14 protein-coding genes and 1 pseudogene are annotated in these 16,948 nt (G+C 72.9%); 10 read left to right on the forward strand and 5 right to left on the reverse strand.

The window, feature by feature from the left end; genetic code table 11:
• Positions 1–9: 9 nt before the first annotated feature.
• From AC3IYJ_RS30780 to argF, 4 genes are all read left to right on the forward strand, one after another.
• A complete protein-coding gene (locus AC3IYJ_RS30780) occupies positions 10–477 on the forward strand; it encodes a hypothetical protein (protein WP_489397778.1) in 468 nt (155 codons plus the stop codon).
• Between the two features lie 84 nt (positions 478–561).
• On the forward strand, positions 562–1,788 hold the full coding sequence (locus AC3IYJ_RS30785; protein WP_489397779.1) for an arginine deiminase: 1,227 nt from the start codon (positions 562–564) through the stop codon (positions 1,786–1,788).
• Between the two features lie 63 nt (positions 1,789–1,851).
• Positions 1,852–3,432 (forward strand): IS1182 family transposase, encoded by a 1,581-nt coding sequence (locus AC3IYJ_RS30790; RefSeq protein WP_489397780.1) that lies wholly within the window; start codon positions 1,852–1,854, stop codon positions 3,430–3,432.
• A 194-nt stretch (positions 3,433–3,626) separates the two neighbouring features.
• Positions 3,627–4,637 (forward strand): ornithine carbamoyltransferase, encoded by a 1,011-nt coding sequence (gene argF / locus AC3IYJ_RS30795; RefSeq protein WP_489397781.1) that lies wholly within the window; start codon positions 3,627–3,629, stop codon positions 4,635–4,637.
• A gap of 64 nt (positions 4,638–4,701) precedes the next feature.
• Here argF and AC3IYJ_RS30800 read toward each other — a convergent pair whose 3' ends face one another.
• Positions 4,702–5,148 carry an ATP-binding protein gene (locus AC3IYJ_RS30800; RefSeq protein WP_489397782.1) on the reverse strand — a complete coding sequence of 149 codons (447 nt, stop codon included), beginning with the start codon at positions 5,146–5,148 and terminating at the stop codon, positions 4,702–4,704.
• 263 nt (positions 5,149–5,411) lie between these two features.
• Between AC3IYJ_RS30800 and AC3IYJ_RS30805 the strand changes: the two genes are divergently transcribed.
• Together AC3IYJ_RS30805 and AC3IYJ_RS30810 are read left to right on the forward strand one after the other, a co-directional pair.
• A complete protein-coding gene (locus tag AC3IYJ_RS30805; protein ID WP_489397783.1) occupies positions 5,412–6,239 on the forward strand; it encodes an enoyl-CoA hydratase family protein in 828 nt (275 codons plus the stop codon).
• A 4-nt stretch (positions 6,240–6,243) separates the two neighbouring features.
• Positions 6,244–8,613: a bifunctional salicylyl-CoA 5-hydroxylase/oxidoreductase gene (locus AC3IYJ_RS30810; protein WP_489397784.1), complete on the forward strand. Its 2,370-nt coding sequence runs from the start codon at positions 6,244–6,246 to the stop codon at positions 8,611–8,613.
• A gap of 10 nt (positions 8,614–8,623) precedes the next feature.
• Here AC3IYJ_RS30810 and AC3IYJ_RS30815 read toward each other — a convergent pair whose 3' ends face one another.
• From AC3IYJ_RS30815 to AC3IYJ_RS30825, 3 genes are all read right to left on the reverse strand, one after another.
• Entirely contained in the window at positions 8,624–9,472 is an 849-nt protein-coding gene (locus tag AC3IYJ_RS30815) for a GNAT family N-acetyltransferase (RefSeq protein ID WP_489397785.1), read from the reverse strand.
• Positions 9,473–9,555: 83 nt separating this feature from the next.
• Positions 9,556–10,356: a PaaX family transcriptional regulator gene (locus AC3IYJ_RS30820; RefSeq protein WP_489397786.1), complete on the reverse strand. Its 801-nt coding sequence runs from the start codon at positions 10,354–10,356 to the stop codon at positions 9,556–9,558.
• Between the two features lie 57 nt (positions 10,357–10,413).
• Positions 10,414–12,042 carry an AMP-binding protein gene (locus AC3IYJ_RS30825; RefSeq protein WP_489397787.1) on the reverse strand — a complete coding sequence of 543 codons (1,629 nt, stop codon included), beginning with the start codon at positions 12,040–12,042 and terminating at the stop codon, positions 10,414–10,416.
• A 335-nt stretch (positions 12,043–12,377) separates the two neighbouring features.
• On the opposite strand from AC3IYJ_RS30825, the pseudogene AC3IYJ_RS30830 reads away from it, so the two are divergent.
• From AC3IYJ_RS30830 to AC3IYJ_RS30845, 4 genes and pseudogenes are all read left to right on the forward strand, one after another.
• Positions 12,378–13,538, forward strand: a pseudogene (locus AC3IYJ_RS30830) (acyl-CoA dehydrogenase family protein); the annotation flags it as partial.
• Complete coding sequence (locus AC3IYJ_RS30835) at positions 13,535–13,933, forward strand: RidA family protein (RefSeq protein ID WP_489397788.1); 399 nt, start codon at positions 13,535–13,537, stop codon at positions 13,931–13,933. The pseudogene AC3IYJ_RS30830 and the gene AC3IYJ_RS30835, both read left to right, overlap by 4 nt.
• 172 nt (positions 13,934–14,105) lie before the next feature.
• Positions 14,106–14,468: a hypothetical protein gene (locus tag AC3IYJ_RS30840; protein WP_489397789.1), complete on the forward strand. Its 363-nt coding sequence runs from the start codon at positions 14,106–14,108 to the stop codon at positions 14,466–14,468.
• A 557-nt stretch (positions 14,469–15,025) separates the two neighbouring features.
• Positions 15,026–15,517, forward strand: a complete 492-nt coding sequence (locus AC3IYJ_RS30845) for an LppU/SCO3897 family protein (protein ID WP_489397790.1) — start codon at positions 15,026–15,028, stop codon at positions 15,515–15,517.
• Between the two features lie 40 nt (positions 15,518–15,557).
• Here the strand turns inward: AC3IYJ_RS30845 and AC3IYJ_RS30850 are convergent, their stop codons facing one another.
• Positions 15,558–16,940, reverse strand: coding sequence for an aminopeptidase P family protein (locus AC3IYJ_RS30850; RefSeq protein WP_489397791.1), 1,383 nt, complete (start codon positions 16,938–16,940; stop codon positions 15,558–15,560).
• Positions 16,941–16,948: the final 8 nt, after the last annotated feature.

Raw genomic sequence — 16,948 nt, forward strand, 5'->3', positions numbered from 1 at the left:
GCGGCACTCATGACCTGTATGGCAGCGGCCGGCGCGGCCACCCCGGCCATGGCCGACGCGGTGCCCGTGGGTGTCCCCCTGGACGCGGTGCGCACCACGCTCGGCGTGGACGTCCCGCACATTGCCACCGGGGTGCCGGTGCCGGTCGTCGGCGCCCCGCAGGCGCCCGTGCACCACACGGGCGACCTGCTGCCGACCCCGCTGCTCCCGGTCGTGCCGATCGCCACCGACCTCGGGGACACCCTCGTCACCTCCCCGGTGCCGAACCTGGCCGGCCGGCCCGAGACGGACGGCGAGGGCTCCGTGGGCGCGCCCGCGACCACCGTGCACACCCGCACCCCCGGCCTGATCCTCGGCGCCCCTCTGAGCATGCCGGACGGGTCCAACTACGGGCTGCCGAACGTGACCACCCCCGCGCTGGGTCTGGCCGGCCCGGAGCTCACGGGAACCCCGGAGGCCCTCCTCGGCCTGCGCTGAACAGACCGGTCCCCAACGGGCCGGTCCGATCCGGCTCGTCCGACGCCGCGTCAAAAAGCCGCCCGGTCTGCGAACGTGTACGGCATGGGATTCCATGTCGATTCCGAGACCGGGCGGCTTCGCCGCGTCATCCTCCACCGGCCCGACCTGGAGCTGAAAAGGCTCACACCGAGCAACAAGGACGCCTTGCTCTTCGACGACGTGCTGTGGGTGCGCCGGGCCCGCCAGGAGCACGACGGCTTCGCCGACGTACTGCGCGACCGGGGTGTGGCCGTCCACCTCTTCGGGGACCTGCTCACCGAGGCCCTCGACATCCCGGAGGCGAGACACCTCGTACTGGACCGGGTCTTCGACGAGAAGGAGTACGGGCCGCTCGCCGCCGACCACCTGCGCTCGGTCTTCGACTCGCTGTCCTCGGCGGAGCTGGCCGAGGCGCTGGTGGGCGGGATGACCAAGAGGGAGTTCCTGGAGCGGCACGCGGAGCCGGTGTCCGTCCGCTTCCACGCCCTTGAACTCGACGGCTTCCTGCTGGGGCCGCTGCCCAACCACCTCTTCACCCGGGACACCTCGGCCTGGATCTACGACGGGGTCTCCATCAACGCGATGCGCTGGCCGGCCCGGCAGCGCGAGACCGTGCACTTCGAGGCGATCTACAAGCACCACCCGCTCTTCACCACCTCCGGCGCCTTCCACTACTGGTCGCAGGGGCAGGCCGACTACCCCTCGACCATCGAGGGCGGTGACGTCCTGGTCATCGGCAACGGGGCCGTGCTGATCGGGATGAGCGAGCGGACCACACCGCAGGCGGTGGAGATGCTGGCGCGCGGGCTGTTCGCCGCCGGTTCCGCCACCTCGATCGTGGCGCTCGACATGCCGAAGCGGCGGGCGTTCATGCACCTGGACACGGTGATGACGATGGTGGACGGAGATACGTTCACCCAGTACGCGGGCCTGGGCATGCTGCGCTCCTACACGATCGAGCCGGGCGACGGCGCGAGCGAGCTGAAGGTGACCGACCATCCGCCGGAGCACATGCACCGGGCCGTCGCCGCCGCGCTCGGGCTGGACTCGATCCGGGTGCTCACGGCCACCCAGGACGTGCATGCGGCGGAGCGCGAGCAGTGGGACGACGGCTGCAACGTGCTGGCGGTGGAGCCGGGCGTGGTCGTCGCGTACGAGCGCAACGTCACGACCAACACCTACCTGCGCAAGGAGGGCATCGAGGTCATCGAGATCCCGGGCAGCGAGCTGGGGCGGGGACGGGGCGGACCGCGCTGCATGAGCTGCCCGGTGGAGCGGGACGCCGTCTAGAAGGTTGCTGAAAATCTCGGGTTCTGGCCCCGGCTCGGTCGAGTCGGGGCCAGTCTTGTAGGCATGCAGGGGGAATGGGCCGGGGAGACGGTCGGGCCGGATGTGTGGGAGACCTGCCGGGAGTTGATCCCGGCGGGGAGTGTGTTCGCATTCTTGGCCGAGCATCGCGAGGCACCGTTCCCGGCGGGGACCTTCGCCGACATGTATCCCTCGTCCAACGGCCGTCCGAGTCTGCCGCCGCAGGTGCTGGCCGCGACGGTGGTGCTGCAGAGTCTGCAGGGGTTGTCGGACTTTGAGGCCGTTCAGGAACTGCGGTGTGACCTGCGGTGGAAGGCCGCCTGCGGGCTTGGCCTGTATGACATGGCCTTCGATCCGTCGCTGCTGACGTACTTTCGGCGCCGTCTGCGTACTTCGGCCGATCCGATGCGGATCTTCACCACGGTCAAAGAGGTCGTGGCCGCGACCGGCGTACTCAAGGGAAAGCAGCGACGGGCGCTGGACTCCACCGTGCTCGATGACGCGGTGGCCACCCAGGACACCGTCACCCAGATCATCTCCGCGATCCGCCGGGTGATCCGCGAGGTCCCCGGCGGCCAGGAGACGGCCGCGGCGTGGTGCTCGGCGCACGACTACACCGATCCGGGCAAGCCGAAGATCGCCTGGAACGATGAGGCGGCCCGCGCCGCGCTGGTCGACGCGCTGGTGACCGACGCCTTCAACCTCCTCGGGCACCTGCCCGAGGAGGAACTGGGCGAGAAGGCAGCGAACGCGGTGGGCCTGCTGGCCCTGGTCGCTGGCCAGGACGTCGAGCCTGCCGAGGATTCCGACGGCCGCGACGGCCGCTGGCGCATCGCGAAGCGCACAGCGCCGGACCGGATCGTATCGACCGTCGATCCCGACGCCCGTCACATCCACAAGAACCGCACCCGCCACCAGGACGGCTTCAAAGGGCATGTGTCCTTCGAGCCGGAGACCGGGCTGTTCACCGCGGTCGCCCTGACCGGCGGCTATGGTCCCGGCAATCACGAGGCCTCCGTCGCCGCCGATCTGCTGGAGGGGGAAGACGACGGGTTAACCGTGCTCGGCGATTGCGCCTACGGCACCGGTGAACTGCGCGAGCAGCTGCAGGCCGCCGGCCACACTCTGGTGATCAAGCCGCCGCCGATGCGGCGGGCCGTCCCCGGCGGCTTCACCATCGACGACTTCCACATCGACCAGGCGGCCGGCACCGCGACCTGCCCCGCGGGACACACCGCCAACCTCGGGCGGGTCAAAGCGGACGGCGCCCGCACCGCCCAGTTCAAGCGCGGCTGCACCGACTGCCCCCTGCGGGAACGCTGCACAGCCTCCAAGACCGGACGCACCGTGAACGTCCATCCCCAGCACGAGCTGCTGGCCGCGGCCCGAGCACAGGCGGCCACCGACCCGGCCTGGCAGAACGAATACCGCCGATGGCGGCCACCGGTCGAACGCGCCATCGCCTGGCTCGTCGGCAAAGGCAACCGACGAGTCCCGCACCGGGGCGTCATCGCCAACAGCGTCTGGCTCCACCACCGCGCCGCCGTCCTCAACCTCCGCCGACTGATCAACCTCGGACTCACCCGGACCGGCCACACCTGGCGTCTCGCCCCAGCCACCACATAGCGAAAGGGGCCGCCCGGCCCACGGCCGGACAGCCCCACAACAAGATCTTCAGCAACCTTCTAGGCCGGGCCGTCCCTCCCTTTCGGATCTGCCGGACCCGGACCCGAGTCGAACACCACACGGATCTGTATGTATATCAATGCAGGGTGTCGTATAGACTTCCAAAGTCCTGTCACCGTGACTCTGGAGTCCCCATGGCCACCGACCTCGTCGGCCGCAGTTTCCTCAAGGAGCTCGATTTCACCGCCGCCGAGTTCCGCGGCCTGGTCGAGCTCGCCGCCGAACTCAAGGCGGCCAAGAAGGCCGGGACCGAGCAGCGCCACCTCCAGGGCAAGAGCATCGCCCTGATCTTCGAGAAGACCTCGACGCGCACGCGCTGCGCCTTCGAGGTCGCCGCCGCCGACCAGGGTGCCCACACCACCTACCTCGACCCCTCCGGCTCCCAGATGGGCCACAAGGAATCGGTCCGGGACACCGCGCGGGTCCTGGGCCGGATGTTCGACGGCATTGAGTACCGGGGCGACGCGCAGGACACCGTCGAAGAGATCGCCGCCCACGCCGGCGTGCCCGTCTTCAACGGCCTCACCGACGACTGGCACCCCACCCAGATGCTGGCCGACGTGCTCACGATGACCGAGCACTGCGCCAAGCCGCTGGAGCGGATCGCCTTCGCCTACCTGGGCGACGCCCGCTTCAACATGGGCAACTCCTACCTGGTCACAGGCGCGCTGCTGGGCATGGACGTACGGATCGTCGGGCCGAGGCACTACTGGCCGGCCGAGTCGGTGGTGGCCGCGGCCCGCGAGCTCGCGGCCGCGAGCGGCGCCCGGATCACGCTCACCGAGGACGTGGCGGAGGGGGTGGGCCAGGCGGATTTCGTCCTGACCGACATCTGGGTCTCCATGGGCGAGCCCAAGGAGGTCTGGGACGAGCGGATCGAGGCCCTGGCCCCGTACGCCGTCACCATGGACGTGCTGCGCGCCACCGGGAATCCGGACGTGAAGTTCATGCACTGCCTGCCGGCCTTCCACGACCTCGGCACCAAGGTGGCCCGGGAGATCCACGAGCGGCACGGGCTGGACTCGCTGGAGGTCACGGACGAGGTGTTCGAGTCCGCGCACTCGGTGGTCTTCGACGAGGCCGAGAACCGGCTGCACACCATCAAGGCCGTCCTCGTCGCGACGCTCGCGAAGCCCGGCGCATAGTCATGCGTCGGCGGCGGTACGGGTCGGGCCGCGCTGCGGACCGCCGGTAGGGCCGTCGGCCGGCCTAGACGGCGGGCCGGGCCGGCAGGGTGAACCACACCGCCTTGCCGTGCGGGGTGCGGCGGTGGCCGCAGGCCGAGCTCAGGGTCCGGATCAGCAGCAGGCCGCGGCCGTGCTCCTGCCAGGGGTCGGGGTGGGCGTCGTCCGGGCGGGCGGCGGTGAGGTCGGCGGGGGCGTGCGGATCCCCGTCGTGGACCTCGACCTGGCAGCCGTTCGCCAGCAGCTCCACGACGAGTTCGATCGGGGCGTCGCCGGGGGTGTGCTCGACGGCGTTGGCGACCAGCTCGGCGGTGAGCAGCTCCGCGGTGTCGCTGTCGGCGGGCGCTTCGATGTCGGCGAGGGCGGTACGTATCAGGGCGCGGGCGATCGGTACGGCCGCGGCCGAGTGCGGCAGGGCGATCCGCCAGGCGTGCGCGTCGCGGGGGTGGGGGAGGTCGGAGGCTTCGGGCAAGGCAGGACCGTCCGTTCCGTGGGGTTGCGGGGTCGAGGGCTCGTAGTGGGTGATGCGACGGGAAATCCTGCTTTCAACGATACGAAGTGGAAATGTCTCTTCGTAGGGCACCCCGGCGCGATCGCAAGGGACCAGGGCCACCAGCTGTTCGGGACCTTCGGTGCGTGTGGCCGATTTCCGCGCGGCAGAGGTCCGGGATCTGTGGACGCAGAGGTGTTGCGTTTCTGTGACGGCAGTCACGGTCCGGTGATACCTTCGGGAACGTGAGCCCCTTCCTTGGTTCCACAGCAGCGACCGAACGGTGGCGCCACCTGCGGGTGGACCGGCAGGACGGCGTCGCCACCGTCACCCTCGACCGCCCCGAAAAGCTGAACGCGCTCACCTTCGGCGCTTACGCCGACCTGCGCGATCTGCTCGCCGAACTGTCCCGGGAGCGTTCCGTACGCGCCCTCGTGCTCGGCGGCGAAGGGCGCGGCTTCTGCTCCGGCGGCGACGTGGACGAGATCATCGGCGCCACCCTCGCGATGGACACCGCCCAGCTCCTCGACTTCAACCGGATGACCGGCCAGGTGGTGCGCGCCCTGCGCGAATGCCCCTTCCCGGTGATCGCCGCCGTGCACGGGGTCGCCGCCGGAGCCGGAGCCGTCATCGCGCTCGCCGCCGACTTCCGGATCGCCGACCCCACCGCCCGCTTCGCCTTCCTCTTCACCCGGGTCGGCCTCTCCGGCGGGGACATGGGCGCCGCGTACCTGCTGCCCCGGGTCGTCGGCCTCGGGCACGCCACCCGGCTGCTGATGCTGGGGGAGCAGGTCAGGGCCCCGGAGGCCGAGCGGATCGGGCTGCTGAGCGAGGTCACCGAGGAGGGCAAGGCCTCCGTGCGGGCCGCCGAGCTCGCCGCGCACCTCGCCGCGGGTCCCGCACTCGCCTACGCGCAGACCAAGGCGCTGCTGACCGCCGAGCTGGACATGCCGCTCGCCGCGTCGGTGGAGCTGGACGCGAACACGCAGGCGCTGCTGATGAACGGCGAGGACTACCGGGAGTTCCACGCGGCCTTCACCGGGAAGCGGCCGCCCCAGTGGAAGGGCAGGTGATCCCGTGTCCGCCGACGGCCTGACCCACGACCGGCTGCGGATCGCTGTCGTGGGCGGCGGACCGGGCGGGCTGTACGCCGCCGCGCTGCTGGCCCGCCAGGGCCACGCGGTGGAGGTCTGGGAGCGGGGCGCCCTCGACGACACCTTCGGCTTCGGGGTGGTCCTCTCCGACGAGACCCTCGGCGGCATCGAAGAGGCCGACGCGGTCGTCTACGCGGCCCTGTGCGCGGAGTTCGTGCGCTGGGACGACGTGGACATCGTGCACCGGGGGCGGCTGCTGACCTCCGGGGGCCACGGCTTCGCCGCGCTGGGGCGCCGCCGGCTGCTGGAGATCCTGCACGAGCGGTGCGCGGGCCTCGGGGTCCGGCTCCGCTTCCGCGCCCCGGCGCCCGACCCGCACACGCTCGCGGCCTCGTACGACCTGGTGGTCGCGGCCGACGGGGTGAACAGTGCGATCCGGGAGAGCGGGGCCGAGCACTTCGGGCCGACGGTGACGGGCGGGCGCTGCCGGTACGTCTGGCTGGCCGCCGACTTCGCCTTCGAGTCCTTCCGCTTCGAGATCGCGGAGACCGAGCACGGGGTGATGCAGCTGCACGCCTACCCCTACTCGGCGGACTCCTCGACCGTGATTGTGGAGATGCGCGAGGAGGTCTGGCGGACGGCCGGCTTCGACCTGTGCGACGAGGAGGAGTCGGCGGCGCGCTGCGCCAAGATCTTCAGCGAGGCACTGGGCGGGCGGCCGCTGCGCGGGAACCGCTCCGCGTGGACGCGGTTCCGTACCGTCGTCAACGAGCGCTGGTCGCACGGCAACGTCGTCCTGCTCGGCGATGCGGCGCACACGGCGCACTTCTCGATCGGCTCCGGCACCAAGCTGGCGGTGGAGGACGCGCTGGCGCTGGCGCGAGCGGTGGGCGCGCGGGGCGACGGCACCATCCCCGACGCCCTGGCCGCGTACGAGGCCGCGCGGCGGCCCGCGGTGGCCTCCACCCAGCGGGCGGCGGCGGCCAGCATGCGCTGGTTCGAGGAGGTCTCCGGATACGTCGGCCAGCCCGCCCGGCAGTTCGCCTTCAACCTGCTCACGCGCAGCCGCCGGGTCACCCACGGCAATCTGGCCCTGCGCGACTCCCGCTTCACCCGCGCGGTGGAGAGGGAGTTCGGCTGCCCCGGGACGGATCCGGTGGAGTCGACGGACCCGGCGGACCCGCCGGTGCGGGGAACTCCGCCGATGTTCACGCCGTTCACCCTGCGAGGACTGACCCTGCGCAACCGGGTCGTGGTGTCCCCGATGGACATGTATTCGGCTGGGGGTGCCTCGGCAACCGGGGATGCTTCGGCGGCCGGGGGTGCCTCGGCAGCCACCGCCGAAGGCGTGCCGGGTGACTTCCACCTGGTGCACCTCGGCGCGCGGGCGCTCGGCGGGGCCGCCCTGGTGATGACGGAGATGGTCTGCGTCAGCGCCGAGGGCCGGATCACGCCCGGCTGCACCGGCCTGTACACGCAGGAGCAGGCGGCCGCCTGGGCGCGGATCGCCGACTTCGTGCACACCTCGGTGCCCGGAACCGCGCTCGGGGTCCAGCTCGGGCACTCCGGCCGCAAGGGGTCGACCCGGCTGATGTGGGAGGGCATGGACGCCCCGCTGCCCGAGGGCAACTGGCCGCTGGTCGCGGCCTCCGCGCTGCCGTACCGGCCCGGGGTCTCGGCCGTCCCGCGCGCCCTGACCACCACCGAGCTCGCCGCCGTCCGCTCCGACTTCGCGGCCGCCGCGGTCCGGGCTGCGAGAAGCGGCTTCGACCTGCTGGAACTGCACTGCGCCCACGGCTACCTGCTCTCCGGCTTCCTCTCCCCGCTCACCAACCACCGCTCCGACGCCTACGGCGGCCGGCTGGAGAACCGGCTCCGCTTCCCGCTGGAGGTCTTCGACGCGGTCCGCGCCGTCTGGCCCGCGGGCCGGCCGATGACGGTCCGGCTCTCGGCCACCGACTGGGCCCCCGGCGGCACCTCGCCAGAAGAGGCCGTGGCCATCGCCGAGGCCTTCGTCGCGCACGGGGCCGACGCCATCGACGTCTCCACGGGCCAGGTGGTGGCGGAGGAGACCCCGGAGTACGGGCGCTCGTACCAGACCCCGTACGCCGACCGGATCCGCAACGCCCTGGGCGTCCCGGTCATCGCGGTCGGTGCGATCTCCTCCTGGGACGACGTCAACTCCCTGCTCCTGGCCGGACGCGCCGACCTCTGCGCGCTGGGCCGCCCCCACCTCTACGACCCCCACTGGACCCTGCACGCGGCCGCCGAACAGTCCTACACCGGACCGGCCGCTCCCTGGCCCTCGCCCTACCTCGCGGGCAGTCGCCCACCGCCGACCGGGCGCGGCTGAGCCCGGCCGGTCAGCCCCCGGCGAGGACGACCTCGGTGCGGTCCTCGACCGGGGCGTAGCCCAGGCGCAGGTAGACGCCGTTGCTGGTGGAGTTGGCCAGGTCCGTGAAGAGCAGCACCTCTTCGGCCCCGGCCGCGTACGCGGCTTCGCTCACCGCGTGCGTGATCCCGGCGCCGTAGCCGCGGCCGCGGTGGGCGGGCGGGGTGTAGACCGGGCCCACGCGGGAGGCGCGCGAGGCCGGGCGGTGGAAACCGGCCATCGAGACGGGCTCGCCGCCACCGTCCTCCCAGAGCAGCGTGCCCCCGTAGGAGATCCGGTCGAGCAGGAGCCTGTCGGCGACGACGGCGGGGATGCCGGCCTCCAGGTGGAAAGCGGCGATCCACTCGCGCAGCAGGGGCAGATCGGTCTCGGTGGCCCGCCGGCTGCGGCCCGGCGGGGCGGGGTCCGGGGCGAGCAGTCCCGCGAGCCGGTAGAGCCGCAGCTCCTCGGTGACCTCCGTCGGCCGGCCCCAGGCCGCCGCGAGGACCTCCGCGTCGGCGCGGCGGGCGTTGAGGGCGCCGATCCCCGCGAGCCGCGGATCACGGGCGAGCGCGGCCCCCAGGGCCGGCACGGCCTCCGGCGGCAGCGCGCCGATCAGCAGCGGGTACGGCGGGGTCCGGATCGCGCCCCCGTCCACCAGGCCGTCGGGCCCGGTCCACCAGCCGAAGAGGGGCTCACCGGAGCCGAACGCGTCGGGCCCCAGCCGTTCCAGCGAGCCCATGACGGTGAGCAATTGGGTGTTGGTCACGGGCCGCGCGGACAGGGCGGCACGTGCGGCGGACGTGAAGGCCGCCAGATCCGAGCTGAAGGTCCATGTCATGCCCCATCCTGGCGCGCACCGGTCCGCACCCGCAGCCGGTTTTCGCCCGCCCCGGAGCCCCGTCGGGGCCGGGCAGACGCCCCCTAGGGCTGGGCGAAGGCTGCGCCGGTGTCCCGCAGCCGGGTGTGGAGTTCGGTGAAGACGGCCGCCGCGCGGTCGCCCGGCCAGTCCGCCGGGAGGAGGTCGCGGGGCAGGCCCGGGTCGGCGTACGGGAGGCGGCGCCAGCCGTCCAGGGCGAGGAGGTAGCCGCGGTAGGCGGCCTCCGGAGTGGGGGGCGGGCCCTGCTGGAGGGCGCGCAGGGCCGGCTCGTGGATGTCGAGGAACTCCTCGTGCTGCTTGGCCAGCGCCGCCAGGTCCCACCAGCGGGCCACCGACTCCGAGGTCGGGGCGAAGCCGAGGTGGGCGCCGCGGAACAGCTCCACGTACGGGGTCAGGTGCAGCCGGTCCAGGGTGCGCCGGGTCTCCCCGTGCAGATGGGCCGGGGCGATCCAGACGCCCGGCGCCACCGCGCCGAAGCCGAGCCGGGCGAGCCGGGAGCGCAGCAGGTGGCGTTTGGCGCGCTCCTGCTCCGGGACGGAGAACACGGCCAGCAGCCACTCCTGCGACCGGCGCGGGGCCCCGTAGATCCGTCCGTCGCCGTCCTCCAGGAGCTGGCGCGCCTCCTCGGAGAGCTCGTAGCCCGCGGCGCCGTCCCCGGCCCGCGCGGGCAGCAGGAAGCCGCGCCGCTTCAGCCGGGAGACCGACGAGCGGACGGACGGGGCGTCCACTCCGGCCGCGCCCAGCAGGCGGACCAGCGCGGATACCGGGACCGGGCCCGGGAAGGCCCGCCCGTAGGCTCCGTAGAACGTGACGATCAGAGATCGCGGGGTGTGCTGCTCGACCACGAGATCACTCTAGGCCGTCCCTTTCGGATCCTGTCGGGCCGGGCGGCGCGCTGCCGCTCAGCCCGGGGCGGTGGCGTCGCGCAGTCGGAACCTCTGCAGCTTGCCCGTCGCCGTGCGGGGCAGCGAGGGCAGGAAGACGAAGGCGCGCGGGCACTTGTGCGGGGCGAGTTCGGCCTGCATGAAGGTGCGCAGGGCCTCCTCGGTGAGGATCACGCCCTCCCGCAGGACCGTGTACGCCACCACGACCTGCCCGCGCCGCTCGTCCGGACGGCCGACCACCGCCACCTCCAGCACGTCGGGGTGGCGCATCAGGGCCTCCTCGACCTCCGGGCCCGCGATGTTGTACCCCGCCGAGACGATCATGTCGTCGGCCCGGGCGACGTAGCGGAAGTAGCCCTCCGCGTCCCGGACATAGGTGTCGCCCGTGACGTTCCAGCCGTCGCGCACGTACTCGCCCTGCCGGGGGTCCGCGAGGTAGCGGCAGCCCACCGGCCCCCGTACGGCCAGCAGCCCGGGCACCTCGTCCGCGACGGGCAGCCCCGCCTCGTCCACCACCCGCGCCTGCCAGCCCGGCACCACCCGGCCGGTCGTACCGGGCCGGATGTCCTCGTCGGCCGCCGAGATGAAGATGTGCAGCAGCTCGGTGGCCCCGATCCCGTTGATGATCCGCAGACCCGTGCGCTCGTACCAGGCCTGCCAGGTGGCGGCCGGCAGGTTCTCGCCGGCCGAGACGCAGCGGCGCAGCGCGGAGAGGTCGTAGGCGCCCGTGTCGTACGGGCCCAGCGTGTCCAGCATCGACCGGTACGCGGTGGGCGCGGTGAACAGCACCGACACCCGGTGCTCGGCCAGCGCGGGCAGCAGTCGGCGCGGGGCGGCGTCCGCCATCAGCAGCGCCGAGGCGCCGGCCCGCAGCGGGAAGACCACCAGCCCGCCGAGGCCGAAGGTGAAACCGAGCGGCGGACTGCCCGCGAAGACGTCGTCGGGGCGGGGGCGCAGGACCTCCCGGGAGAAGGTGTCGGCCACCGCGAGCAGGTCGCGGTGGAAGTGCATGCAGCCCTTGGGGCGCCCGGTGGTCCCCGAGGTGAAGGCGATCAGCGCCACGTCGTCGGCGGAGGTCTCCACCGCCCGGAAGGGCTCCGGATGGCCCTGGGCGAGGTGCAGCAGGTCGTCGGGGGCGTCGCCGCCGTACGCGGTGATCCGCAGCCCCGGCACCTGGGCCTTGACCAGGTCGTCGACCACCTCCGCATGGCACAGGGCGTGGCTCACCCGGGCCATCGCGCACACCGTGGCCAGCTCCTGCGCCCGCTGCTGGGCCAGGACGGTGACGGCCACCGCACCGGCCTTCATCACCGCCAGCCAGCAGGCGGCCAGCCAGGGGCCGGTGGGGCCGCGCAGCAGCACCCGGTTGCCGGGGACCACGCCGAGGTCGGAGCTGAGGACGTGCGCGAGCCGGTCGACGCGGGCGCTCAGCTCCCCGTACGTCCACACCGTGCCGTCCGCTCCGCGGAAGGCGGGGCGGTCCGGGCCGAACCGGGCGATGGTGGCGTCGAGCAGCTCCACGCCGCAGTTGAGCCGGTTGGGATAGGCCAGCCCGGGGAGTTCGAAGAGGAGCCGCGGCCAGGCGTGCGCCGGTGGCAGATGGTCGCGGGCGAAGGTGTCACGGTGAGCGGAAGGCTTGAGCTCCAAGGCGGGTTCGCCCCCTTGTGACGGTCCGGGCCCCGGGTGGGGACCCGGCCCCCTTTGAATGGAACCGATGGACCTTGAGTTGCCGAGAAGGTGGGGCTGTGGGGCTGCCGTGCGGTCGCAGCACGAGCGTATCGTCATGGTGACGGCAGTCAACGGGACGCGATAGGGGCTGGGGCATTCGGATGACGGGAATCTCGGGATTCGCCGGATCGGCCGGGTCCGCAGGGGCGGACGGGGCGGCAGGGTCGGATGGGGCGGCTGGGGTCACTGGGCCTACTGGGCCTACTAGGTCTGCGGGAACCACCGGGTCGGCCGGCTTCGCGCTCGGGGCGGACCAGGAGGGGTGGTGCGCGCGGCTGCGCGACCTGGCGGCCGGGCAGTTGCTGCCGCTGGCCGAGAAGGGGGAGCCGGGCCGGGTCAACCGGCCGCTGCTGGCCGCGCTGGGCGAGGCGGGACTGCTGGAGCGGCTCTTCACCTCGGGCGCGCTGGAGCTCTGCCTGCTGCGCGAATCCCTCGCCTACGGCTGCACGGAGGCCGAGACGGCGCTCGCCCTCCAGGGGCTGGGCGCCCACCCGGTGCTGCGCTCGGGCACCGCCGCGCAGCGGGAGCGCTGGCTGCCGGGGGTGCGGGCCGGGCGGACGGTGGCGGCCTTCGCGCTGAGCGAGCCGGGGGCCGGCTCGGACGCGGCGGCGCTGGAGCTCGAAGCCGTACGGGAGGTGCGCGGAGGGGCGGCGGGCTGGCGGCTGCACGGGTTCAAGCGCTGGATCTCCAACGCCCCCGAAGCCGATTTCTACACGGTGTTCGCCCGGACCGGCGAGGGTCCGGGGGCCAAGGGGATCAGCGCCTTCCTGGTCCCGGCCGACCGGCCGGGGCTCTCGGGCGAGGCCCTCGACATGCTCTCCCCGCATCCGATCGGCGCGCTGACCTTCGAGGGGGTCCCGGTCGGCCCGGACGACCTGCTGGGAGAGCCCGGCCGCGGCTTCCGGGTGGCCATGGACACGCTGAACCTCTTCCGCCCCAGCGTGGGCGCCTTCGCCGTCGGGATGGCGCGGGCCGCCCTGGACGCGACCGTGGCGCACACGGCGGCCCGTACCGCCTTCGGGGGCGTACTGGGAGACCTGCAGGCCGTGGCGCACCGGGTGGCCGAGATGGCCACCCGGACCGAGGCCGCGCGGCTCCTCGTCTACGCGGCCGCGGGCGCCTACGACAGCGGCTCGCCCGAGGTGCCCAGGCGGGCGGCGATGGCGAAGCTGCTGGCCACGGAGACGGCCCAGTACGTGGTCGACCACGCGGTGCAGCTGCACGGGGCCGTGGCCCTCCAGCGCGGTCACCTGCTGGAACACCTCTACCGGGAGGTGCGGGCGCCGCGGATCTACGAGGGGGCGAGCGAGGTGCAGCGCACGATCATCGCGAAGGAGCTCTACCGGGACCACTCCCGGGCGGCGGCGCGGACGGGGCATGCGGAGACGGTGGCGGCGAAGGGGAGCGGGGCATGAGCCCGGAGCGGATCAATCCGGCGGAGCTGTCCCCGGCGACGGGGTTCTCGCACGCGGTGGTCGCCACCGGGAGCCGACTGGTGTTCCTGGCCGGACAGACGGCGCTCGACGGCGAGGGCAAGGTGGTGGGGGAGGGGCTGCCGCAGCAGTTCGAGCGGGCGCTGGCGAACCTGCTCGCGGCGCTCGCGGCGGCGGGCGGCTCGCCGGCCGATCTGGCGAGGGTCACCGTCTATGCGGTCGACGTGGCGGACTACCGGGCCTCGGCCGCCGAACTGGGCCGGATCTGGCGCCGGTTGGCGGGGCGCGAGTATCCGGCGATGGCGGTCGTGGGCGTGGTCAGGCTGTGGGACGAGGCCGCGCTCGTCGAGATGGACGGGCTCGCGGTGCTTCCGTAGGTCGTTTGTGCTGGTGGGAGCGGGTGCCTTTGACAGTGGGCGGGGGAGGGTGGAGGGTTGAAATGCCTTATTTCGGGGCAATTCGCCCCTTCATTCGCGGAGGTGCATGAACATGCGCCGTGGGTTCGTTGCGGCAGCTGTGACAGGAGCGGCCGGGATCGCAATCGGTCTGATGCCCCTGGGAAGCGCCTTTGCCGCTACCTCTACTTCCCTCCCGGGTCTGCCGCAGACGTATCGGTGTTCCGACTGGCGTGGTGACGGCTGGTGGCGCGACTGCTGCGACCCCTCACGTGGAAGCGACCGGCCCAGCTGGTGCTGGGACAACAGCAACTGGAACAACGACAGCTGGAACTGGGACAACAGCAACTGGAGCAACGACCACTGGAACAACCACGACGGCGGCTGGAACAACGACAGCTGGAACAACGACGGTTGGAACGACGGGGGCTGGAACGGCAACCACGACGGCGGGCACGACGGCGGCTGGAACGGCGGCGGGCACGACGGCGGTTGGAACGGCGGCGGTAACCGCTGACCGGGCCGGAGTCCGCGACGCGTTGACGATCCGGGGGTGATCCGGCGGAACGACTGCGTCCTCGTGCGGACGCGGGGCAGAATCCCGCGTGTTGTGCACGCGGCGAACGTCCGTGCGACCGCCACCTCCTGGAGCAGTCGGTGTCGTCCCAAGAGTTCCAAGAGATGTCCTTGACGATCACTCCGCAGCAAGCCGCCCACGGCGTGATCGTCCCGGTGACCCTGTCGACCGGTCCGGCCCGGCTCCGGATCCCGCCGTGCCGGGACGGGGACCTCGTGCGGGTCCGCGTCGGCGGTTCCGAGGTGCCGGTCCGGATCAGGGTGGGCCCGGCCGCGGGCGCGCCCGCGCCCCCGCCCGTACAGGGGCCGGTGTCACCGCCGCCCCCGCCACCACCGCCGTCTGCATCCCATCCTCCCTCCCCGTCGGCGTCCCCGACTGCGCCCCTGCACCCGGCCTCGCGCTGGATCTCGCCTCCGGGGCCGGACCCCTCCGGCGCCCGCCCCTCGGCGCCCGGGCAGCCTGCCGCCGGGAGTGCTTGGGGTGCGCGCGGATGCCTGGTGGCGCTCGGAGTCCTCGTCGCCCTCATCGCGGGCGCGGCCGTACTGAGCGGCCTGAACGACGGAGAGGCCCCCGGGGCGGCACCCGGGCCCGCGCCCTCCTTCAGCGCCTGGTCGCCCGACCCGGTCACGGTCCCGACCCCGACCCCGACCGCGGTGCGGAGCACCCCGGCGGGTGGCGCCGTGCCCGCTCCCGCACCGGTGCCCTCCGAGGCCGCGCCGACGCCGTACGACCGGGGCACCTGCCTCAACGGCTCGCTGCCGGACTCGACCACCGCGCAGAAGGTCACGGACGTGGAAGAGGTCTCCTGCTCGGCGTCCGACGCGCACTACCGGGTGATCGAGAGCATCCCGCTGACCTCGGACCTGAACCGGTGCAACGACAATCCGAAGACCGAGTACGCCTTTTCCTACCGCTACACCGTCAACGGAGCCACCCTCAACCAGTACGTGTACTGCCTGGTCGGCCTCGGCTCCTACGCCCGCCGCTGAGCGGCGGGCGCGGACCCGGCCGGAATCCCGCGGGGAGGGTCTAGCCCTCCAGCAGGTTCCCCATCCACTCCTCGATCCCCGCCACGGTGCGGGGCAGGGCGCCCGACATCAGGCGGGCGCCCCCGGCCGTGATCACCAGGTCGTCCTCGATGCGGACGCCGATGCCGCGCAGCTCCGGCGGGAGTGTCTCGTCGTCGGGCTGGAGGTAGAGGCCCGGCTCGACCGTGAGCACCTGGCCCTCCTCCAGGACCCCGTCCAGGTACGTGTCGGCCCGCGCCTTCGCGCAGTCGTGCACGTCCAGCCCCAGCATGTGGCCGCTGCTGCACAGGGTGTACCGGCGGTGCAGATCGCCCTCGGCGTGCTTGAGGACGCCCCACTCCGCGAGCCCCTCGGCGATCACCCGCATCCCGGCCCGGTGGAAGTCGCGGAAGCTCGCGCCGGGCCGCAGCGCCGCCATGCCCGCGTCCTGTGCGGCCAGGACCAGTTCGTACACCTGTCGCTGGACCGAGGAGAAGCGTCCCGACAGGGGGAGGGTGCGGGTGATGTCCGCCGTGTAGAGGGTGTCGGTCTCCACGCCCGCGTCCAGCAGCAGGAGTTCGTCCCCGTTCAGTCGGCCGTCGTTGCGGATCCAGTGCAGGACGCAGGCGTGCGCGCCCGACGCGGCGATGGTCTCGTAGCCGGTGCCGTTGCCCTCGGCGCGGGCGCGGCGGTTGAAGACCCCCTCGATCCAGCGTTCCCCGCGCGGGTGGGCCAGCGCGCGCGGGAGGTCCCGTACGACGTCCTCGAAACCGGCGGTGGTGTGGTCGACGGCCAGCTGGAGCTGGGTCACCTCCCACTCGTCCTTGACCAGACGCAGCTCGGAGAGTGCGACGGCCAGTGCGGAGTCGGTGGCCGCGTTGCGGCCCGCCGGGCTGCCGAGGGTGTCCAGGTGGGCGCAGCGGATCCCGGAGAGCCGCTCGGCCTCCGCGAGGTCGGGGCGGCGGCCGACCCAGAACTCCCCGTAGCGGCGGTCGCGGTAGAACTCCTCGTTGCCGTCCACGCGCGGGGAGCGGGGGCGCAGGTAGAGGACGGCCTCGTGCGCGTGCGGGCCGGCGGGCTCCAGGACGAGGACGTGGCCGGCCTGGTCCTCGCCGGTGAGCCCGGTCAGCCAGGCGTACGCGCTGTGCGGGCGGAAGCGGTGGTCGCAGTCGTTGGTGCGGACCTTCAGCTCCCCGGCCGGGATGATCAGCCGCTCGCCGGGGAACCGGGCGGAGAGCCGGTCCCTGCGGGCCGGGGTGACGGCGTGGCCGGGGGTCCGGGCGTTGCCGGGGAGCGGTGAGGCCGCCCAGTCCGACGCCATGAATCGGGACAACTCCGTTGATACCGGCAGGTCGTGGCTGCCGATGTTGAGCCCGGCGGTGGGGCGGGAGGGGGTGTCGGTCACGGGGGCTC

The organism is Streptomyces sp. GL_140 (assembly GCF_057834465.1).

Excerpts from the sequence above, each read along its gene's own strand:
- argF (WP_489397781.1), top strand. The coding sequence starts at position 3,627 with ATGGCCACCGACCTCGTCGGCCGCAGTTTCCTCAAGGAGCTCGATTTC.
- AC3IYJ_RS30780 (WP_489397778.1), top strand. The coding sequence starts at position 10 with ATGACCTGTATGGCAGCGGCCGGCGCGGCCACCCCGGCCATGGCCGAC.
- AC3IYJ_RS30840 (WP_489397789.1), top strand. The coding sequence starts at position 14,106 with ATGCCCCTGGGAAGCGCCTTTGCCGCTACCTCTACTTCCCTCCCGGGT.
- AC3IYJ_RS30790 (WP_489397780.1), top strand. The coding sequence starts at position 1,852 with ATGCAGGGGGAATGGGCCGGGGAGACGGTCGGGCCGGATGTGTGGGAG.
- AC3IYJ_RS30785 (WP_489397779.1), top strand. The coding sequence starts at position 562 with ATGGGATTCCATGTCGATTCCGAGACCGGGCGGCTTCGCCGCGTCATC.
- AC3IYJ_RS30815 (WP_489397785.1), bottom strand. The coding sequence starts at position 9,472 with ATGACATGGACCTTCAGCTCGGATCTGGCGGCCTTCACGTCCGCCGCA.
- AC3IYJ_RS30835 (WP_489397788.1), top strand. The coding sequence starts at position 13,535 with ATGAGCCCGGAGCGGATCAATCCGGCGGAGCTGTCCCCGGCGACGGGG.